Here is a 16,305-nt window from a genome sequence, read left to right as displayed (position 1 = left end):
TATCAATTGTGCCAAGTATATAATTTTTATTATCGGTTTTCTTCTGCAAATTCAATTTAATAATATTCAAATAATTGTGGCATTATACTTGCAATAGACAATTTGCACAAGTATATTACCCTAGTGGAGGCTTACTAGACATGAATACTGATTTCTCACATTCTTATAATTATATGAAGAATTTAACCATAGAGCTAGTGAAAATACCCAGTATTGTTAGAAAGGATAATCAAGAAAATGCTTTTGTATTAAAACTAAAAGACATTATCCTGAGAGATATTCCTTATTTTTGTGAAAATCCACATAACCTGACATTAGTGCCTTTGGAGAATGATTCCTTTAAGAGGGATTGTGTCCTGGCATTTATGGAGGGTGCTAAAAAGAGTCGCAATACCGTTATTCTGCTTAGTCATTTAGATGTGGTGGGTGTAGGCGATTACGGAGAATTATCTGGCTATGCTTTTAATCCTGAGCTTCTTAAAGAAAAGATGAAAGAAGTTAAATTCTCTTTCAGCAGGGATGTTCAAGATGATCTTGAATCAGAAGAATGGCTGTTTGGTCGTGGAGTTGTAGATATGAAAGGTGGTCTTGCGCAACACATCTGGATACTAAAGGAATTGGCAGAGCACAGGGATACATTGGAAGGGAATGTTCTGCTGATCTCGGTTCCAGATGAAGAGGCTTTAGCTGCAGGTGCACAAAGTGCTGCCAAATACCTGTGTAACATGGTATCAGAAAAAGATTTAAATCTCATAGGTCTATTAAAAAGTGATGCCATGCTGCCGAGGTATTATAAAGATCCTGACAGATATATTTACCTGGGCACTATTGGTAAGTACTTACTATCATATTATATCTATGGAGTTGCTGCTCATGCTGGTGAATGTATGGAAGGTTTTGATTCTAACCTCATAGCAAGTACTATTGTAAGAAATATGTCGCTAAATTGTACTTTTTGTGATGAAGCTGATGGCGAAGTATCACCCCCGCCAGTTACTTTGAAACAATGTGATTTAAAAGAGGTTTATAATGTCCAAATACCTTACGAGTCCCAGGTTTACTTTAATTATTTCACTTATACCAAATGTCCGTCAGAGATATTGGAGATTGGGAAAAAAGAAGCCCAGAGAGCCATGAACTCACTAAGTGAAGAATTTGTCAGAAATAAAGAATATTTCTGTACAAAAGCAGGGCTTCCCAATAGGCATGAGCCTTTAGAAGCTAATATATTTACCTTTGAAGAAATATATAACAAGTTAATTTCACGTAAACCCTACTTAAAGGCAGAGCTGGAGGAGTTCATTAATAACTGCCAATACAACGAAGCAGATCCTGGCAAGTTAAGCCTTGCCATAGTAAGAAAAGTCTTTACTGAATCAGATATATTTAATGAGAAAAAGCCTTGTATAATTGTCTATCTTTCTCCGCCATATGTACCAAGGGTACGGGTAAAGGAAAAAGAAAACCTCAAGGATGAGCGTTTTGTATCTGCAATCCTGAATACTATGGAAAATGAAGCTGAAAAAATTAAGCTTAGAAGGTTTTATCCCTATATCTCTGACATAAGCTGGTTTGCAATGGATGATGAAATTGAGGATATCTACAAACTCATGTGCAATACCCCAGGTTTTAAAAGAACATGCAGTATAGATTTAAAACCACTTACAGAATTAAATATACCGTCAGCAAATATTGGTCCTTTTGGAAAAGATCCTCACCAGGCAACTGAAAGGCTGTACATGCCTCACGCTTTTGGAGAGGTTCCTAAACTGGCTTTAAAGATCATCTTAAAGTTACTTTCAGTTAAATAAGAAATAAGGATTAAAAGGAGGTATAGGAAAAATAATCTAGTGTTGGATGGTCAATTGTTACTGATTCAAAAATATTAGATGAACAATCTGCTATAGAGAGTGCCATCATGTGCTACACTACTGCTTTAGCTGGTGCAAACTTAATACACGATGTTGGTTTTATTGAAAGTGGAATGGCCGCATCCCTTGAGCAAGTGGTTATGGGTGATGAAATAATTGGAATGGTACGGAAGATAATAGCTGGAGTAGAGGTGAATAAGGATACCTTAGCCCTTGATGTAATTGATGAGGTTGGACCTGGAGGACATTTCTTAGGCACAACACACACATTCAAACATTTTAAAGAACAAATATGGTTTCCCACATTAATTGATAGGCAGCGTTATTCCCAATGGGAAAGTCAGGGCAAAAAAACCATGGGACAGAGAATAAAGGAAAAGGCTCAAAGAATCATATGGGATTATAAGCCAGAACCTCTCGCGCAGGATGTCAAACATAAATTGGACCTGCTGGTTGAAAAAGCTGAGCAAGATCATAGGGAAAGAAAGTCAAAATAAGAAAAGTCTGCAATTAATGATAATACAGCTAAAAATTTGCAGGGATAAACAAGAATACAAATCAAACTTCTCAGAGCAGATAATCCTGAGAAGTTTTGATTTAGAGTAAATTATATTTTTTCAACTTTCTGTACAAGGTTGAGAGACTTATGCCGAAATTCTCTGCAATCTTTTGTTTTGCTTCAAGGCTATTCCCATGTTCGTTGATAGCCGTTTCAAATATTTCTTTCTCACTTTTTTGCAGTTGGTCTTGAAAGCGTGTTCCAAAGGATTCCTGTGTCATGGCACTGCTTTCAAGTATATAGGGTGGCAGGTGTTCCATTGTAATAAATTCGTTTTCTGGAGCAAAATTAACTCCATATTCCATTACATTCTCTAGCTCCCTTATATTACCCGGCCATGGATATTTTTTTAGGTGGTTTAAAGCGTCAACTGAAACACCCTTTAGCTGTTTATTTAGAAGTGAAGAATACTTATTACAAAAGTGAGCAAGGAGAATGGGGATATCCTCTGATCGCTCCTTTAATGGCGGCAGATAAAGGGGGATTACATTTAGCCTATAGTATAAGTCTTCTCTAAACATGCCGTTTTCAACTAACTGTTTTAGATTATGATTGGTTGCTGCAATGAGCCTAAAGTCTAACGAAATTGTTTTTGTTCCTCCAACCTTCTCGAAACTTCTTTCTTGAATAACTCGGAGCAGTTTCACCTGTAAATGCTTAGGCATATCACCTATTTCATCTAAAAAGAAAGTTCCGCCCTGGGCTAATTCAAACTTTCCTGGTTTTTTCTCATTAGCCCCAGTAAAGGCACCTTTTTCGTAGCCAAACAGCTCGCTTTCTAGAAGGGTATCTGGAATGGCACTGCAGTTTACTGCTATAAAAGGACCTTTACCTCTACTGCTTGATGTATGGATTGCTCGTGCAAACAATTCCTTGCCAGTTCCGCTATGTCCAGTTATTAGTACTGTTGAAGTGCTTTTGGCTGCCTGCAATGCCTTGGCCTTTACTTTTTTTATTGCAGGACTTTGGCCAATTATTTTGTCAAAATCGAGAATGCTTTCCCTATTGGTCATCCTGCTGGCTACCCTAAATATTTTATCTGCTTCAGTGAAGGACTCTACAGACCCTACTATTAAATCATCAACTATAATTGGAGTAGAAGTTGCTAGTAGTGTATGGCTTCCATTTGGGGTGTTATATATTACTTCCTCGTCATGATAAGAAATTCCGTGTATAATAGATTTTGCTGAAACAGAATCGGGCAAAACCTCTGAGGAATTTTTACCAATGACCTCAGGTAAGGATAAACCCAGTATCTTCTGGGCTGCTCGATTGAAAAATCTAATTTTACTATCCTGATCTAAAGAAATAATACCCTCCTGGACAGAGTCAATTATTGTTTCCAGGTATTTTTTTGATTTAGCAAGCTCATTTACCATTTGATATTCTAAAACCTTTGTAGCTAAAAACTCAGCCATTCTTGCTATGAAATCTACAAAATTTCTTTCATTTGTAAAAAGTATTTCCTTTTGTATACTGTCAAAAGAAATCAAGCTTATCACACCGATACATTTATGTGTGATAATAGGATAAAAGATACCAGCAGTATAAATGCATATATCCTTTTCGGGGCATGGGTCACATAATCTGTTTTTACCAGGGTTATTCAAAATAAATGGTTGTGCTTTTTCTAGAACATATTTATTGATATAAGTATCCTCACTTCTTTGCATTAATTGAGTACGGGCTCTTCCGGTAGCTCCTAAAACCCTTTGGTCATCGTCTAAGATTTCAACCTCTACCTTTAAAGCAGCTGCAATTACTTCTGCTACCCCTTGGACGTCCTTCTGGATATTACCGAGTAAACTCACTATAACACCTCCATTAGTTTCTAATTTCTAAATTTTGAAAATAATTTGTTTGAATTGAGAATTATTTCTTAATTCTACAAAAAAACTTTATATCCTTTTTCCTATTAAAAAGGCCCTATATTATTCAGCTTTAAATATCAGCTTTAAAATATATGTATAAAAAAGGTTTTCATCATTTTTAAGAGAATAATGTAAATACATATTTAGACAAATTTATTAAAGACACTGCACCTGGGACTTTACAATTAAAAATGGATAGCAATTGTTAAATTTGTTTATTAATGCTTGGGGGGGTAATCTTGCTAAATGTAAATAATCTGCTCTGCGCTCACCGGATTAAACAGTTCTTAACTAAAAACAACATAGAGATAGTGCATTTTATTCCTGGTAGAGTTAGATTAAAATTGTCCCATTGGCAGAATAGGCAAGGGGAGCTGGCCTGGTATATTAATGAACTGGAGCGTGATGCTAATATTACTTCTGTTTCATTTACACCTGAAACTGGTAGTTTATTAATTGAGTTTAATGAATCTGCTTTGAATAATTTGGAGATAGTGGAAAATTGGTTGACTAAAGTAGAAAAATATACAGAATCACAGTGAAGAGGTGAGAAAAGTGCTGGGCATTATTGGAGGTACCATAGCATCTTTAATTGGAAATAGCTTATTGAGCAGATTATCCACTCTAAACGTTAATGTAATTCATGCCATGCCTGGGAGAGTGCGACTGCAATGCAACACCTGGAAAAATGAAAATGTGGCAGCTGTTCTGGCTGAATTCATGAAAAGACATCCTCTGGTAAAGGAAGCAAGCTGCTCACCTATTACCGGCAGCATGGTAATTAGCTTTAAAGAATTGTATTTAACTAACCAGCAATTTCAAGAGGTGATAGAAACAGCTGTAAAGGCTACAGGCAAAGCTGTAACTGCAAAAAAATCTGAAACCACCAATAAAATGATTAAGGTAATGGGCAGATTAAATCAACAGGTAAAAATTAGCACTAAAGGGCTGCTGGACATTCCCGCCCTAATCATATTGGCTTTAACAATCAATGGAATCAGAGGTTTTAATACAAACAGGACTAACTCACTTAAAGAATTGATATGGGCTTATCGTATGTTGAGAGGGGAGGAGGCTATGCATATTGATTAACTCGGCAAGGCTAATCCATTTAATGCCTGGTAGAGTGAGAATTTACATAGGCAAGAGAAAAGAAAGACCTTCATTAATAGAAAGCAGATGTCGGCAGTTTCCCCCAATCTACTCTGCTAATTACAGTATGGAAACTGGTTCATTGCTGATATATTATCATTCACAAGTCCCAGTACGGCTAATTATTCAATGGTTATTAGAACAGTTTAATTCGTCTGCAGCTTCTGGGCAAAGTACTAATGAATTTAAAGGGTTTAGCCAGTTGGCCAGGTCGAATGTGGCCAAGAGTGGTGTGGCAGTTGCTGTGTATTTAATTGAACGGTTTTTATTACCTGGCCAGTTAGGTACCACATCAGGTTTCTTGAGGCTTTTTCGCCCTGCTACCTTTGCATTGCTGTTTGCAGCCAGTGATATTATTAAAGAAGGTTTTTCCTACTTGTTTAATAAGAAAAAAGTTAACGCTGATACTTTGACAGCGGTGGCTTTGTTAGCTGCATCTTATAACGGCAAGTCCAGCTCTGCTTTGACCATCGTTCTTTTATCTAGAGCGGGGGAGCTGCTAACCAAGTATACTGCTCAAAGAACCAGAAACCATATTATTAACATGCTCAGGCTGGATGTGCCTTATGTCTGGTTGGTGGAGGATAATGGAAGAGAGCGGAAGGTGCATATTGATTCTGTTAAATCAGGCCAAACTATTTCCGTGTTTTTAGGAGAGAAGATATCTGTTGACGGAACTATTGTAAAGGGAGCAGGTTCAGTAGACGAATCCCCTATTACTGGAGAGTATCTTCCCAAAGAGGTTTATGAAGGAAGCTATGTCTATGCAGGCAGCATATTAAAAAGCGGGCAGGTACAGATTGCTGTAAAAAATGTAGGTGACGATACAGCTATAACCCGCATTATCAAGCTGATAGAGGAAGCGCAAAACAAGCAGGCCCCTATACAGTCCTATGCGGATAAAATGGCCCAGGCATTAGTTCCAGTATCCTTTATTATGGCAGGAATAGTACTGTTTCTTACTAAAGACTGGAACAGAGTTATGAATATGCTCTTTATTGATTATGCATGCGGTTTGAAATTATCTACTACAACTGCCATTTCTGCTGCCATTGGCAAAGCTGCTAAACAGGGGATTCTTATCAAGGGCGGTCAGTACCTAGAGAGCTTATCCAAGGTGGACACAGTAGTGTTCGATAAAACAGGAACAGTTACGGAAGGTGAACCTGTTATTAATAGAATCTACAGCTTTAACAACTATACTGAGGAGGATGTTCTTCGCTATGCTGCCTCTGCAGAAGAACATTCATCTCATCCTGTTGCCAGTGCCATTGTCAATCGGGCTCAAGAATTAGGCCTATCTATTCCCGACCATGGTAAAGTTGTAACAGTAATAGGTAGAGGCATTATGGCCGAAGTAGATAAAGGGAACTTGCTGGTGGGCAGTGATGTATTTATGGAAGAGGAACAGATGGACATCACTGCTTTAAAGAGCCTTCAGGGATTAGATTTCAAGTCTGAAAAAAACAGTTTGATTTATGTGGCCTACGAAGGAAAACTTATGGGAATTATCAGCATCTATGACCCAGTGCGCTTTGGCATGAAACGCACTATTAACCAATTGCGCAGGTACGGCGTAGATGAAATCATCTTACTTACAGGTGATAAACGTCATAATGCAAGCCGCATATCCTCAAAACTATTATTGGATGATTTCTTTGCAGAGGCTTTGCCAGAGGATAAAGCCAACTTAATTAGAATGTATAAGCAAAGAGGAAACACAGTAATGATGGTTGGCGATGGCATTAATGACGCTCCAGCTTTGGCCTATGCTGATGTGGGAATTACCCTGGGAGGAAAGCGGACAGATATTGCTATGGAGGCCAGTGATGTAATTATTATTCCCGATGACCCATTACAACTTCCAAATCTAATTCGCTTGTCACAAAACTCTCTAAGAATCATTAACCAGAACTTTATAACCACAGTAGCAATAAACAGTTTGGCTCTTATGTTGGGAGCAATGGGGACTATTACCCCGGTTCTTGCAGCAGTGATTCATAATGTGGCAACTATTGGAGTAGTAATTAATAGTTCTAAAATTTTATTTATGGAGATGCCAAAGAATGAAAAATAGATTTCACATTGTCCATGATATACCCAATCGCATCCGGTTGATTGTTCCTGCTTTGGCAGGCAGAAGGGACTATGCTGATATTAATAAGCTTTTTGCTCAGGTAAAGGGTATCCACAAAGTACGCATTGAACCTATTATCAACTCTATCGTCATTGAATATAACGCCGAAGCTATTGAACGTAATACTGTTTTGCGGTATATTTCTATATTTTTTTATCAAAACAACCATAGTCCTATAGACCATATCCTACCCCACATGAAGTCTGATATTAAAGATAGTCTTTTTTACTCATTGGTGACAGGGGCCTTGCTCCTTGTTTCTGTAGTTCGAAAAAAAACTAATTCTGCTCCAGACATGTTAGACTACCTGACAATGATATCTTCTGCTTATACGGTGCTGACCCATGGTGGCAAGGACAAATTAAAGCATCCAGATGTGATAGCTGGAATAATCAGTATGGTGTCCCTCGGGCCTAATAATATCACTAAAGCTTCAGCCATCTCTTGGGGTATAAATTTGCTAGAGGTACTCCTGGATTTGGCCCGACAGAAGTACTGTGAATACTGCCAAAGCCAGGGAATAAGCAATTTTAACATTAAATAATATGTTTAGGCGATTGCAAAAGTGAAAAGGAGGTGAGTAGTGTGCTAAATATGAAGGAGTTTTGGTTTGGTTTTATAGCAGGAGCTGTTACCGGTGTTGTGGGATATCGTCTTTATGAGCAAAACGGTAATCAGCTGCAAAAATTAATTGCTCCAGCGTGTGGACAAACTGTGGCAGAAAGGGGAAACCCCACCTTGGAAGAGTTAGTTGCTCAAAAGGAACGTTTAGAAGACCTGATTGCCGAGAAAAAGATGGATGCATAAAATGTTTTAAAATTCAATATAGTGGGGAATTGACCCTTTGATTACAACATTATCAAGGGGTTTTTCTCTCTTCTTATTAGCCGAACCCGTCAATGTTTTTCCCATTCCCAATAAACAGGTGTGATTTCCTTCATAAAATAGCTAGAATTTCAAATTCTCCCAGGTAAAAATAGAATTGATTGCACGAGCTGGAATGCCATGTATTATTTTATACTTTTTTAATAAGCCCATGACCTATTTAGAGGAATTTAGAGTATGGTGTAGAAAATTAAGTTTAGTAAGCTTTTATAAAGGATAAATTGAAACAAAAGAAATATCTCTTAAGAATAAAGACTAAAGCAAAAAGGGAGCATATCAGTTATACAGAAAGTTTGGAGAATGAAATCATGGGAGGCACAAGAAGATGACTGAAAACCAGCAAAAGCTTTATCAGTGTCAAATGCAGAGCTGTGGTTATATTTACAACCCTGAAAAGGGCTGTAAAAAGGGCGGTATTGCCAGGGGTGTATGCTTTGAGAATCTGCCGGAAACATATAAATGTCCATTGTGTAAAGCTGGCAAAAAAATGTTTAAAGCATTATAAATTTGAGTTAATAAGGCCACAAAACAAGGCCACAGGCAAGTAAAATAATTTAACCTGTGGATTGATACTATCTTGATATTATTGTGGGAGGTATTGAAGTAAGGCAGTTGCAATTGAAAAATAGATTAGCAGTCCAAGTATATCGTTAATAGTTGTAATAAAAGGACCTGAGGCAACTGCCGGGTCAATTTTTAGCTTGTTAATAATCAAGGGAACAGTTGCTCCAACCATGGTGGAAATGCTTAATGTTAAAAACAAGGATACACCTACAATAAATGCAAGCCAAAAACTTCCATATATTATAGGTACAATTACAAAAAGTGTAATAGCACAAAATATTCCTAACATAATGCCAGTTGCAAACTCCCTTTTTAACATTCGAAACAAGGAAGAACTGTCTACTGTACCTAAAGCAAGACCACGTACAACAACTGCTAGAGCCTGGGTGCCAGTATTACCCGCCGAATCCATGATCAAGGGAATAAATACTGCCAATAAAATTACTTCTTCCAAGGTTTCTTCGAATTGACCAATAACACTAGCAGTAATTAAACCTAAAAACATGAGCATTATAATCCAGGGCGCACGCCTTCTTGCAGCAACAACAGATGAAATACTAGTGTCTAGTGAACCCCTTGCGGCACTTATCTCTCCAAAATCCTCTTCAGTTTCTTCTTCTATAACGTCCATTACGTCGTCTACTGTTACAATACCTACTAGCCTGCCATTATCAGTAACAGGCAAAGCTAGAAAGTCGTATTTTTTTATAATCCTGGCAGCTTCCTCTTGATCAGTATTTACATCAATGGATACAACTCTGGAACTCATTACATCTTCAACACATTGCTCAAGTGGTGCAACTAAAAGATCTCTTAAAGAGACAACACCCACCAGGCGTGAATCCTCATCTACAACGTAGATATAATATATAGTTTCTGCATCAGGACCTTCAACACGTAATTTATTTAGCACATCTTCAATTCTGTCAGAGATTGAAACAGAGATAAATTCAGTGGTCATTAGGGCACCGGCTGTTTGTTCCTGGTACTTTAGTAGATCCTTTACCTCCTGTGCCTCTTCATAGTCCATGGATTGTAAATATAATTCCTTTGCTTCTTCTGTCAGCTCACTTAAAAAATCAGCAACATCATCAGAGTACATGTCGTTTAGCATCTCAATGGCATAATCTTGGTCAAGCTCATTAAAAAGCTGCTTCTGTTGTTCCAGATTTAATCCCTGAAATATTTCTCCAAATTCTGTAGGCTCCAGGTTTCTATAAATAAATCTGCGCTGCTCCTGATTTAAGGAAGTAATAATCTCTTCCTGGTCTGTGGGATGCAGTTCTATAAAAAGTTCTCTAAATAGTTCATGATATTCATTATTAATAGCTTGGATGATCTCATTAATGTATTGTTCACGGTTTTCGTGATTTAGCTTAACCATTTTATCACTCCTTGTGTGGTGCTAAATAAAAATAATAGGCACCCTCAATGAATGAAGATGCCCCTTAAACTTTGTAAATAAAAAGAATCTTTAAAATATCCTCCATTCGTTGAGCTTTAGCACTGTGTGGCATAGGATACATCCAGCTGCATTAAAAATTACCTTAAGTCGATAATTTCTGTTCAACCCATTGGCGTCTTTAGACATTTCTGGGCAGCAGCATATCTCCATCACAGGAGCCTCACCTAACGAGGTGCTATTTTTTGCATATAAATGATACTACATATAGCTTATATTGTCAAAAGAATTAAGATCTTACTACTTCATTTTTTTGACGCCATCAGCACTAGTGAATTTGGAGTTCTTGGGAATATAAGATTTGCAGCAGGTTTCCATACAGCTTCCAGCAGTATCTGGTGTAAGCTGCATGGCCATTTGAGCATCTATTTGTTCAGGTTGGCTAGCTCCAAATTGATCTGTTGCCACTAAAATCTCATTAGCCACGCACTTATTTCCTTGCTCATAGTAATGACAGTCACTAACAATGCAATGAATGTGTTGATTCACTTAAATCATCCTTTCGATTAATTTATTATATACCTTCTTTTATTTTGCGCTATTAATCATTTAAAAAACCTGTAAAAATTTACAAGGAATTAGAGATTTTTTGTAGAAAATTGTTTATAAATAATTCAGTGATAAAGTGCATGCACTATGACATGAACCTGCAAGGAGTTGAACATAATATGACAGTACTAAACTGGAAAAACGAACCATCAGAAGGCATTGTAAAGGGATTTCTTTTAGTAAATGAGGCAAAAATAGGGACTACAAAAAATGATAAACCTTTTTTAGGAATGAAGCTTTCCAATGGAATTGAAGAAATTGATGCAAAAAAATGGGATTATGACGACCAGGTGCCTGTAGTTGGAGATATTATATATATTGAAGGAAAAGTGCAAGAGTATTTGAATTGCCCCCAGTTGATTATTTATAAATTTCGAAGAGCTCTAGAAAAGGAGTATAATGTTTCAGATTTTTTACCTTCACTGTCCTGCAATAGAATTCAGGAGCTGACAGATGAGTTTAATGAGATACAGACTTGTCTTCAGGAAAGGTATAGAGTTTTTATACAAGAGGTCATTGCCAATAGCAGCAATAAATATTTTACAGCTCCCGCTGCAAAAATACATCATCATGCTTATATCGGTGGGCTGCTTGAGCATTCCCTTGCTGTATGTAAAAGATCACTAGCTCTAGCTGAATTATCAATGATAACCATAAATAAAGACCTGCTTGTCATTGGGAGCCTTTTACATGATATTGGAAAAATCTATTCCTATGAATATGACAAGCCTCCTATTCGTATGAGTTCAGAGGGAAAGCTTTTAGATCATATAGTTATAGGATTAAACTTGATTAGTGATGCTTACAAGAACACCATGCCTTTATTAGATAAAGAGGATTATCTTCATTTACAGCATATGATAGCCTCTCACCACGGGAAACTAGAGTGGGGTTCTCCCATAGTCCCTAAAACCATTGAGGCAGAAATCCTACATACAGCTGACAATTTAGATGCCATAGATTTTAAATATAATAAGGCTGTTCAGGATAAATCCGACAACCAAGAGTGGTCTGATTGGATTAAGGGTCTTGGAAAGGAAGTATGGGTTAAATAAGGATCTAATAAAATGCAAACAATAATTATGGAGGTGTGATTGATGAAAGATAAGAAAACTATTCTTCAGGTTGCAAACATAATTGCTTTAATTTTTACAGTTTTTATTAATTATCTGGCCAATGCCTTACCCTTAAATGGGAAAACAACTGCAGAGGTTTCTGGGTTATACCCAACCTTATTTACGCCAGCAGGGGTCACCTTTGCCATCTGGGGTTTAATTTATCTGCTTTTAGCTGCTTTCGTAGTTTACCAGGGCAGAGATCTTTTAACTTATAGAAAAGCAGGCATGCCTTTTTTAAATCAAATAGGCTGGTGGTTTGTAGCAGCATCTTTTTTTAATATTGTCTGGATTATTGCCTGGCATTATGAAGCAATTTTGCTGTCACTGGTAATAATTATTGCATTACTGCTTACCTTAATTATTATCTATTTAAGATTGGGCATTGGAAAAAGTGTAAAAAACAGAATGGAGAAATACCTGGTACACATTCCCTTCAGCATTTATCTAGGCTGGATTACCATTGCCACAGTTGCAAACATAGCTGTTTACCTGGTTAAAATCAATTGGGTTCAATCTGTATCTGCAGAAGTGTTCTGGACAGTAATAGTAATATTATTCAGCACGGCTCTTGCCATAACGGTCTTATTAACCAAAAAGGATATTTTCTATGTTCTTGTTGTTCTGTGGGCATTTGTGGGTATTATTATTAAAAGACTTTCTGTACCTGCAGAACCAAGATGGATAATTGTTTTCGCCCTGGTGATTTGTATCCTCGCTATTTTGGCTGTAGCTTATTCAATATTTAAAAATAATAAAAGCCTCTCCTTTCTAAACTAACAATGGATAAATAACAAGACAGGCAGGAAATATTTGCATCTATATAGTATATAATAAGCACTAAAGTTATCTGCAAATTTATAAATAATGCAAAATTGCTTTAATGTCGTCTAAAACTATCTAAATTAGATGGGGGAGTAATTAGTGGATATTGTAAAAAGGATTCTTTATACTGCTTGTTTAGTTTGTATGCTGCTTATCTTGTTCTTAGGAATGATTTCTAAAGAAAATGCACTGGCTTCCATGCCTGTAAAGGTTGCAGTGGATGGGGTTATCATAAATCCAGGAGACCAGCCTCCTTTTATACACAATGACAGGGTGCTGGTACCCTTGAGGGTTATAACTGATTTTCTCGGAGCTAATACAACATGGAATGATACAAATGGTTCAGTTAGAATTGAAATGGAAAATAAAACAATAGAAATGTGGCCTAACAGCAATTTCGTTAGGGTTAACGGTGCTTCAAGACATGTAGATGCTGCTCCTAGATTGACAAGCAATAATAGAATAGTTGTTCCTTTAAGGTTTATTAGTGAATTATTAGGAGCTCAGGTTGGTTGGGATGGAAAACATTTCATTGCAAGTGTATTTACAAGGGGACAGTCTTCCCAGGAGAGAGCTTCTATTGTCATGGCACTTGCAGATAGAAGCCGCCTGCAGCAGAACAACCTTAAGAGAATAAATATTGGTGCCAGTGAGCATCAGGTTGAATACATTATGGGCAAGCCTAATCGTAAGGAAATTGGGCTTATGGGTCTGGACACATGGACATATCATTATAATTATCATGATTATTATCTCTTTGGGTTTTACAAGGGAGAATTAATGTATATATACACAAAATCAGCTTTAGAGTATGTACTTGGCGTTGGTATTGGTGATACGAAAGATACCGTTGAAAAAAAAGTTAAGACTAGAGATTTTGCACCTCTTGAATATTTAAATGGGAATGTTCTAGTCTATCTAGCCAACAACCACATTAGGAGCAACAGAATCCATACTGTAGCCAACAATAATGTCGTAATCTTTCACATTGATGAATTAAATGGGAACAGGGTGGCAGGAATAGAGATTTATCACAGGGACATGATAGTTTGTGATAATCCAATTATTGACTACAGATATACTTACTTTGGCAGTAAACCCCAGTTAGGTCTGCCACAACCATCTTCCAGGATGCAAACTGAAATTAATAAATCTTTAGAAAGACAAATATTTGATATGACAAATGCAATAAGGGTTAAGGAAGGCTTGGATCCAGTTTTGTGGCATTCTGATGCAGCTAGAGCAGCCTATGCCCATAGTAAGGATATGTCTGACAGAAATTACTTCGACCATATGTCCCCTGAAGGAAAAGGCCCTGGGAACAGGGTAAAGGATGCTAACATTGCCTTCCAAAGTGTTCTTGAGAATATAGCAATGAATACAATTAACAGTGCAGAAACTCTGCATGCCTGGATGAATAGTGAAGGTCATAGAGAAGCCATTCTGCATGATGGTATAACGCACCTTGGAGTTGGGGTTTTTTCAGAAAGAAACATATATTATACACAAGTATTTCTTCAGTTAAGCAACTAGACAACAAAAAATTGAATTAATAAAAGCTAAATCGAACTTATAAGGACATATAGATCAATTTTTTTAGATTGATTTTTAATAAAATTAGTATTGACAAGCTTAAAAAAATCAAAGTATAATGTAAATATGAAAATGAAAATCATTATCAATCATTAGCCTTGAACAAGGCAATTTTTTAAGCAAGTTGCTGATAATGGTTATCAATTACATAATAATGGAGGTGCTAGTATGTCAATTCTAATAGTTGGTGGAGACGGGCTTGAAAAAATTAAGAAAAATTTAAAAAAGGTGGGGGCTACTGATATACAGCATATTTCTGGTCGTAAGCGAGGAGATCTTACAAGAGATCTGCCATCTAATCTGGATATGATATTGATATTAACAGATTATATTAATCACCAGCTTTGTAGTCAGATAAAACAGCAGGCACAGGAAAGGGGTATAAAAACCATATTTTCTAAACGCTCCTGGTCACATATACAGCATGCAATGGAAATGTAGTTATTGGTTATAGATCAATCTAAGCAAAAAAGGCAGAACTGAAATGGTTAAACGGCTGCCTTTTTACTAAGAAAAACTGCAGATATTAATGAAGTAATTGGGATGGTAAAAGTTAAGCCAATACTTCCTGATAGTGCCCTAACCACCTCCGTTGCCACAAATTCAGAATTAGATATTCTAATTCCAGATGTTTCACTAGCTATCAGCAAAAGAAGCATTGGCAGAGAGCTGCCAACGTAGGCCAGTATTAGAGTGTTGGCCATGGTACCCATAATATCTCTTCCAACATTCATGCCTGCCTGAAACAGCTTAATAATGGATAAACGGGTATTAGCCTTTTTCACTTCTTCAATACTAGAGGCAATAGACATTCCCACATCCATTGTAGCACCAAGTGCACCAATTATCATTCCAGCAAACAACAGACCCTTTAGATCAAGGCTGCCTAAGCCGCCCATGAATAACAGGTCCTGGGCACCATCATCAATAAAACCCGTTAGATGAAAAATAGTCCCGGAAAAAAATGCTATGAGTCCTGCTATTATTACCCCGCAAATTGTACCTAGGGTAGCAGACCAGGTTTTTCTGTTTAATCCGCCAATAATGGGCATGGTGATAAGTGTTATGAGGGCAAGAATGATTATAGTAAGAATCAAGGGGTTATGACCATTTAATATGAGGGGAAGCAGTATTACTACAAGGACTAAACAAGTTATGCCAAGTGCCACAATAGCCTTAATGCCCTTTCTGCCTCCAATCATAATGAGCAATATAACATATGAACCGATTAAAATATAAATTGAATTGCTTCTCCCATAATCACTTACGTATGCATTGGTAACCCTGCCCTCTCTTTCTTCAAGGGTTAGTACAACCCTATCCCCAGTATTTAACTTGATGTTTGGCCAGGGGCTGATAAGTAAGCTGTTATTGAGCTGTATAGTATTTCCGCTATATTTTCCCGATAATATCCTGACAGTTACAAGCTGACCTGTTCCCCTTGCTTCACTACTTTTTTCTTGAATAGAACTACCTGTAACCTTACCCTTTACTGTGATGTATAAGGGTTCGTTAGATGTAACAGAAGCTAGTCCTACATTTGTCATGGTAAAAAAAAATGTTAATATGGGTAATAGAATGAAGATTAACATGAGTAATTTAATACAGCTTCTCATATTAATATTGACTCCTTTTTAACAAGATTCCTGAACTCAGGTGAATTTTCCCTATATCATTCAATGACAGCGGCTGCGCATGTTTTGTAAAAAAGACTGGGAGCTG

Annotated in this window: 16 protein-coding genes and 1 riboswitch; of the genes, 12 read left to right on the top strand and 4 right to left on the bottom strand. The window is 37.0% G+C overall.

Translation table 11 applies throughout. From position 1 onward, the window contains the following. Positions 1-140 precede the first annotated feature (140 nt). Together K364_RS0109105 and K364_RS0109100 are read left to right on the top strand one after the other, a co-directional pair. A complete protein-coding gene (locus K364_RS0109105; protein WP_028307776.1) occupies positions 141-1,811 on the top strand; it encodes a M20/M25/M40 family metallo-hydrolase in 1,671 nt (556 codons plus the stop codon). A gap of 53 nt (positions 1,812-1,864) precedes the next feature. Then, positions 1,865-2,368 carry a trimethylamine methyltransferase family protein gene (locus K364_RS0109100; RefSeq protein WP_084295636.1) on the top strand — a complete coding sequence of 168 codons (504 nt, stop codon included), beginning with the start codon at positions 1,865-1,867 and terminating at the stop codon, positions 2,366-2,368. A 100-nt stretch (positions 2,369-2,468) separates the two neighbouring features. On the opposite strand, the gene K364_RS0109095 is transcribed toward K364_RS0109100, so the two are convergent. After that, the gene (locus tag K364_RS0109095) at positions 2,469-4,241 is read right to left on the bottom strand and encodes a sigma-54 interaction domain-containing protein (RefSeq protein WP_028307774.1); all 1,773 of its coding nucleotides are present in this window, start codon (positions 4,239-4,241) and stop codon (positions 2,469-2,471) included. A gap of 299 nt (positions 4,242-4,540) precedes the next feature. Here K364_RS0109095 and K364_RS0109090 point away from each other — a divergent pair, with 299 nt between their 5' ends. The 6 genes from K364_RS0109090 to K364_RS0109065 all read left to right on the top strand — a co-directional run bounded on the left by K364_RS0109090 (position 4,541) and on the right by K364_RS0109065 (position 8,980). After that, positions 4,541-4,843 (top strand): HMA2 domain-containing protein, encoded by a 303-nt coding sequence (locus tag K364_RS0109090; protein WP_028307773.1) that lies wholly within the window; start codon positions 4,541-4,543, stop codon positions 4,841-4,843. Positions 4,844-4,856: 13 nt separating this feature from the next. Beyond that, positions 4,857-5,393, top strand: coding sequence for an HMA2 domain-containing protein (locus K364_RS0109085; RefSeq protein ID WP_028307772.1), 537 nt, complete (start codon positions 4,857-4,859; stop codon positions 5,391-5,393). Next, positions 5,386-7,530, top strand: a complete 2,145-nt coding sequence (locus K364_RS0109080) for a heavy metal translocating P-type ATPase (RefSeq protein ID WP_051533908.1) — start codon at positions 5,386-5,388, stop codon at positions 7,528-7,530. The genes K364_RS0109085 and K364_RS0109080 overlap by 8 nt, the downstream gene beginning before the upstream one ends. After that, positions 7,520-8,134, top strand: coding sequence for an HMA2 domain-containing protein (locus K364_RS0109075; RefSeq protein ID WP_028307770.1), 615 nt, complete (start codon positions 7,520-7,522; stop codon positions 8,132-8,134). The genes K364_RS0109080 and K364_RS0109075 overlap by 11 nt, the downstream gene beginning before the upstream one ends. Before the next feature lie 50 nt (positions 8,135-8,184). Then, positions 8,185-8,397, top strand: coding sequence for a hypothetical protein (locus K364_RS0109070; RefSeq protein ID WP_035268897.1), 213 nt, complete (start codon positions 8,185-8,187; stop codon positions 8,395-8,397). A gap of 403 nt (positions 8,398-8,800) precedes the next feature. Then, the gene (locus tag K364_RS0109065) at positions 8,801-8,980 is read left to right on the top strand and encodes a rubredoxin (protein ID WP_028307768.1); all 180 of its coding nucleotides are present in this window, start codon (positions 8,801-8,803) and stop codon (positions 8,978-8,980) included. A 78-nt stretch (positions 8,981-9,058) separates the two neighbouring features. Here K364_RS0109065 and mgtE read toward each other — a convergent pair whose 3' ends face one another. Next, positions 9,059-10,423, bottom strand: a complete 1,365-nt coding sequence (gene mgtE / locus K364_RS0109060; protein WP_028307767.1) for a magnesium transporter — start codon at positions 10,421-10,423, stop codon at positions 9,059-9,061. Positions 10,424-10,516: 93 nt separating this feature from the next. Continuing rightward, positions 10,517-10,683, bottom strand: a riboswitch (M-box (ykoK) riboswitch). A gap of 58 nt (positions 10,684-10,741) precedes the next feature. Next, positions 10,742-10,990 (bottom strand): DUF1540 domain-containing protein, encoded by a 249-nt coding sequence (locus tag K364_RS0109055; RefSeq protein ID WP_028307766.1) that lies wholly within the window; start codon positions 10,988-10,990, stop codon positions 10,742-10,744. Between the two features lie 179 nt (positions 10,991-11,169). Between K364_RS0109055 and K364_RS0109050 the strand changes: the two genes are divergently transcribed. The 4 genes from K364_RS0109050 (at position 11,170) to K364_RS0109035 (ending at position 15,024) form a co-directional block, all read left to right on the top strand. Further along, positions 11,170-12,105 (top strand): 3'-5' exoribonuclease YhaM family protein, encoded by a 936-nt coding sequence (locus tag K364_RS0109050; RefSeq protein WP_028307765.1) that lies wholly within the window; start codon positions 11,170-11,172, stop codon positions 12,103-12,105. A gap of 42 nt (positions 12,106-12,147) precedes the next feature. Continuing rightward, positions 12,148-12,945 carry a tryptophan-rich sensory protein gene (locus K364_RS0109045; protein WP_028307764.1) on the top strand — a complete coding sequence of 266 codons (798 nt, stop codon included), beginning with the start codon at positions 12,148-12,150 and terminating at the stop codon, positions 12,943-12,945. 144 nt (positions 12,946-13,089) lie between these two features. Then, positions 13,090-14,523 carry a stalk domain-containing protein gene (locus K364_RS0109040; RefSeq protein ID WP_028307763.1) on the top strand — a complete coding sequence of 478 codons (1,434 nt, stop codon included), beginning with the start codon at positions 13,090-13,092 and terminating at the stop codon, positions 14,521-14,523. Positions 14,524-14,751: 228 nt separating this feature from the next. Next, entirely contained in the window at positions 14,752-15,024 is a 273-nt protein-coding gene (locus tag K364_RS0109035) for a DUF2325 domain-containing protein (protein ID WP_028307762.1), read from the top strand. Between the two features lie 47 nt (positions 15,025-15,071). On the opposite strand, the gene K364_RS0109030 is transcribed toward K364_RS0109035, so the two are convergent. Then, on the bottom strand, positions 15,072-16,199 hold the full coding sequence (locus tag K364_RS0109030; RefSeq protein ID WP_028307761.1) for a YibE/F family protein: 1,128 nt from the start codon (positions 16,197-16,199) through the stop codon (positions 15,072-15,074). Positions 16,200-16,305: the final 106 nt, after the last annotated feature.

This window comes from Desulfitibacter alkalitolerans DSM 16504 (assembly GCF_000620305.1).
Lineage (GTDB): Bacteria > Bacillota > DSM-16504 > Desulfitibacterales > Desulfitibacteraceae > Desulfitibacter > Desulfitibacter alkalitolerans.
Note: the sequence above shows the minus strand (reverse complement) of the source record. Positions and strands in the feature narration are given on the sequence as shown.

Excerpts from the sequence above, each read along its gene's own strand:
- K364_RS0109065 (WP_028307768.1), top strand. The coding sequence starts at position 8,801 with ATGACTGAAAACCAGCAAAAGCTTTATCAGTGTCAAATGCAGAGCTGT.
- K364_RS0109075 (WP_028307770.1), top strand. The coding sequence starts at position 7,520 with ATGAAAAATAGATTTCACATTGTCCATGATATACCCAATCGCATCCGG.
- K364_RS0109070 (WP_035268897.1), top strand. The coding sequence starts at position 8,185 with ATGAAGGAGTTTTGGTTTGGTTTTATAGCAGGAGCTGTTACCGGTGTT.
- mgtE (WP_028307767.1), bottom strand. The coding sequence starts at position 10,423 with ATGGTTAAGCTAAATCACGAAAACCGTGAACAATACATTAATGAGATC.
- K364_RS0109045 (WP_028307764.1), top strand. The coding sequence starts at position 12,148 with ATGAAAGATAAGAAAACTATTCTTCAGGTTGCAAACATAATTGCTTTA.
- K364_RS0109050 (WP_028307765.1), top strand. The coding sequence starts at position 11,170 with ATGACAGTACTAAACTGGAAAAACGAACCATCAGAAGGCATTGTAAAG.
- K364_RS0109035 (WP_028307762.1), top strand. The coding sequence starts at position 14,752 with ATGTCAATTCTAATAGTTGGTGGAGACGGGCTTGAAAAAATTAAGAAA.
- K364_RS0109105 (WP_028307776.1), top strand. The coding sequence starts at position 141 with ATGAATACTGATTTCTCACATTCTTATAATTATATGAAGAATTTAACC.
- K364_RS0109030 (WP_028307761.1), bottom strand. The coding sequence starts at position 16,199 with ATGAGAAGCTGTATTAAATTACTCATGTTAATCTTCATTCTATTACCC.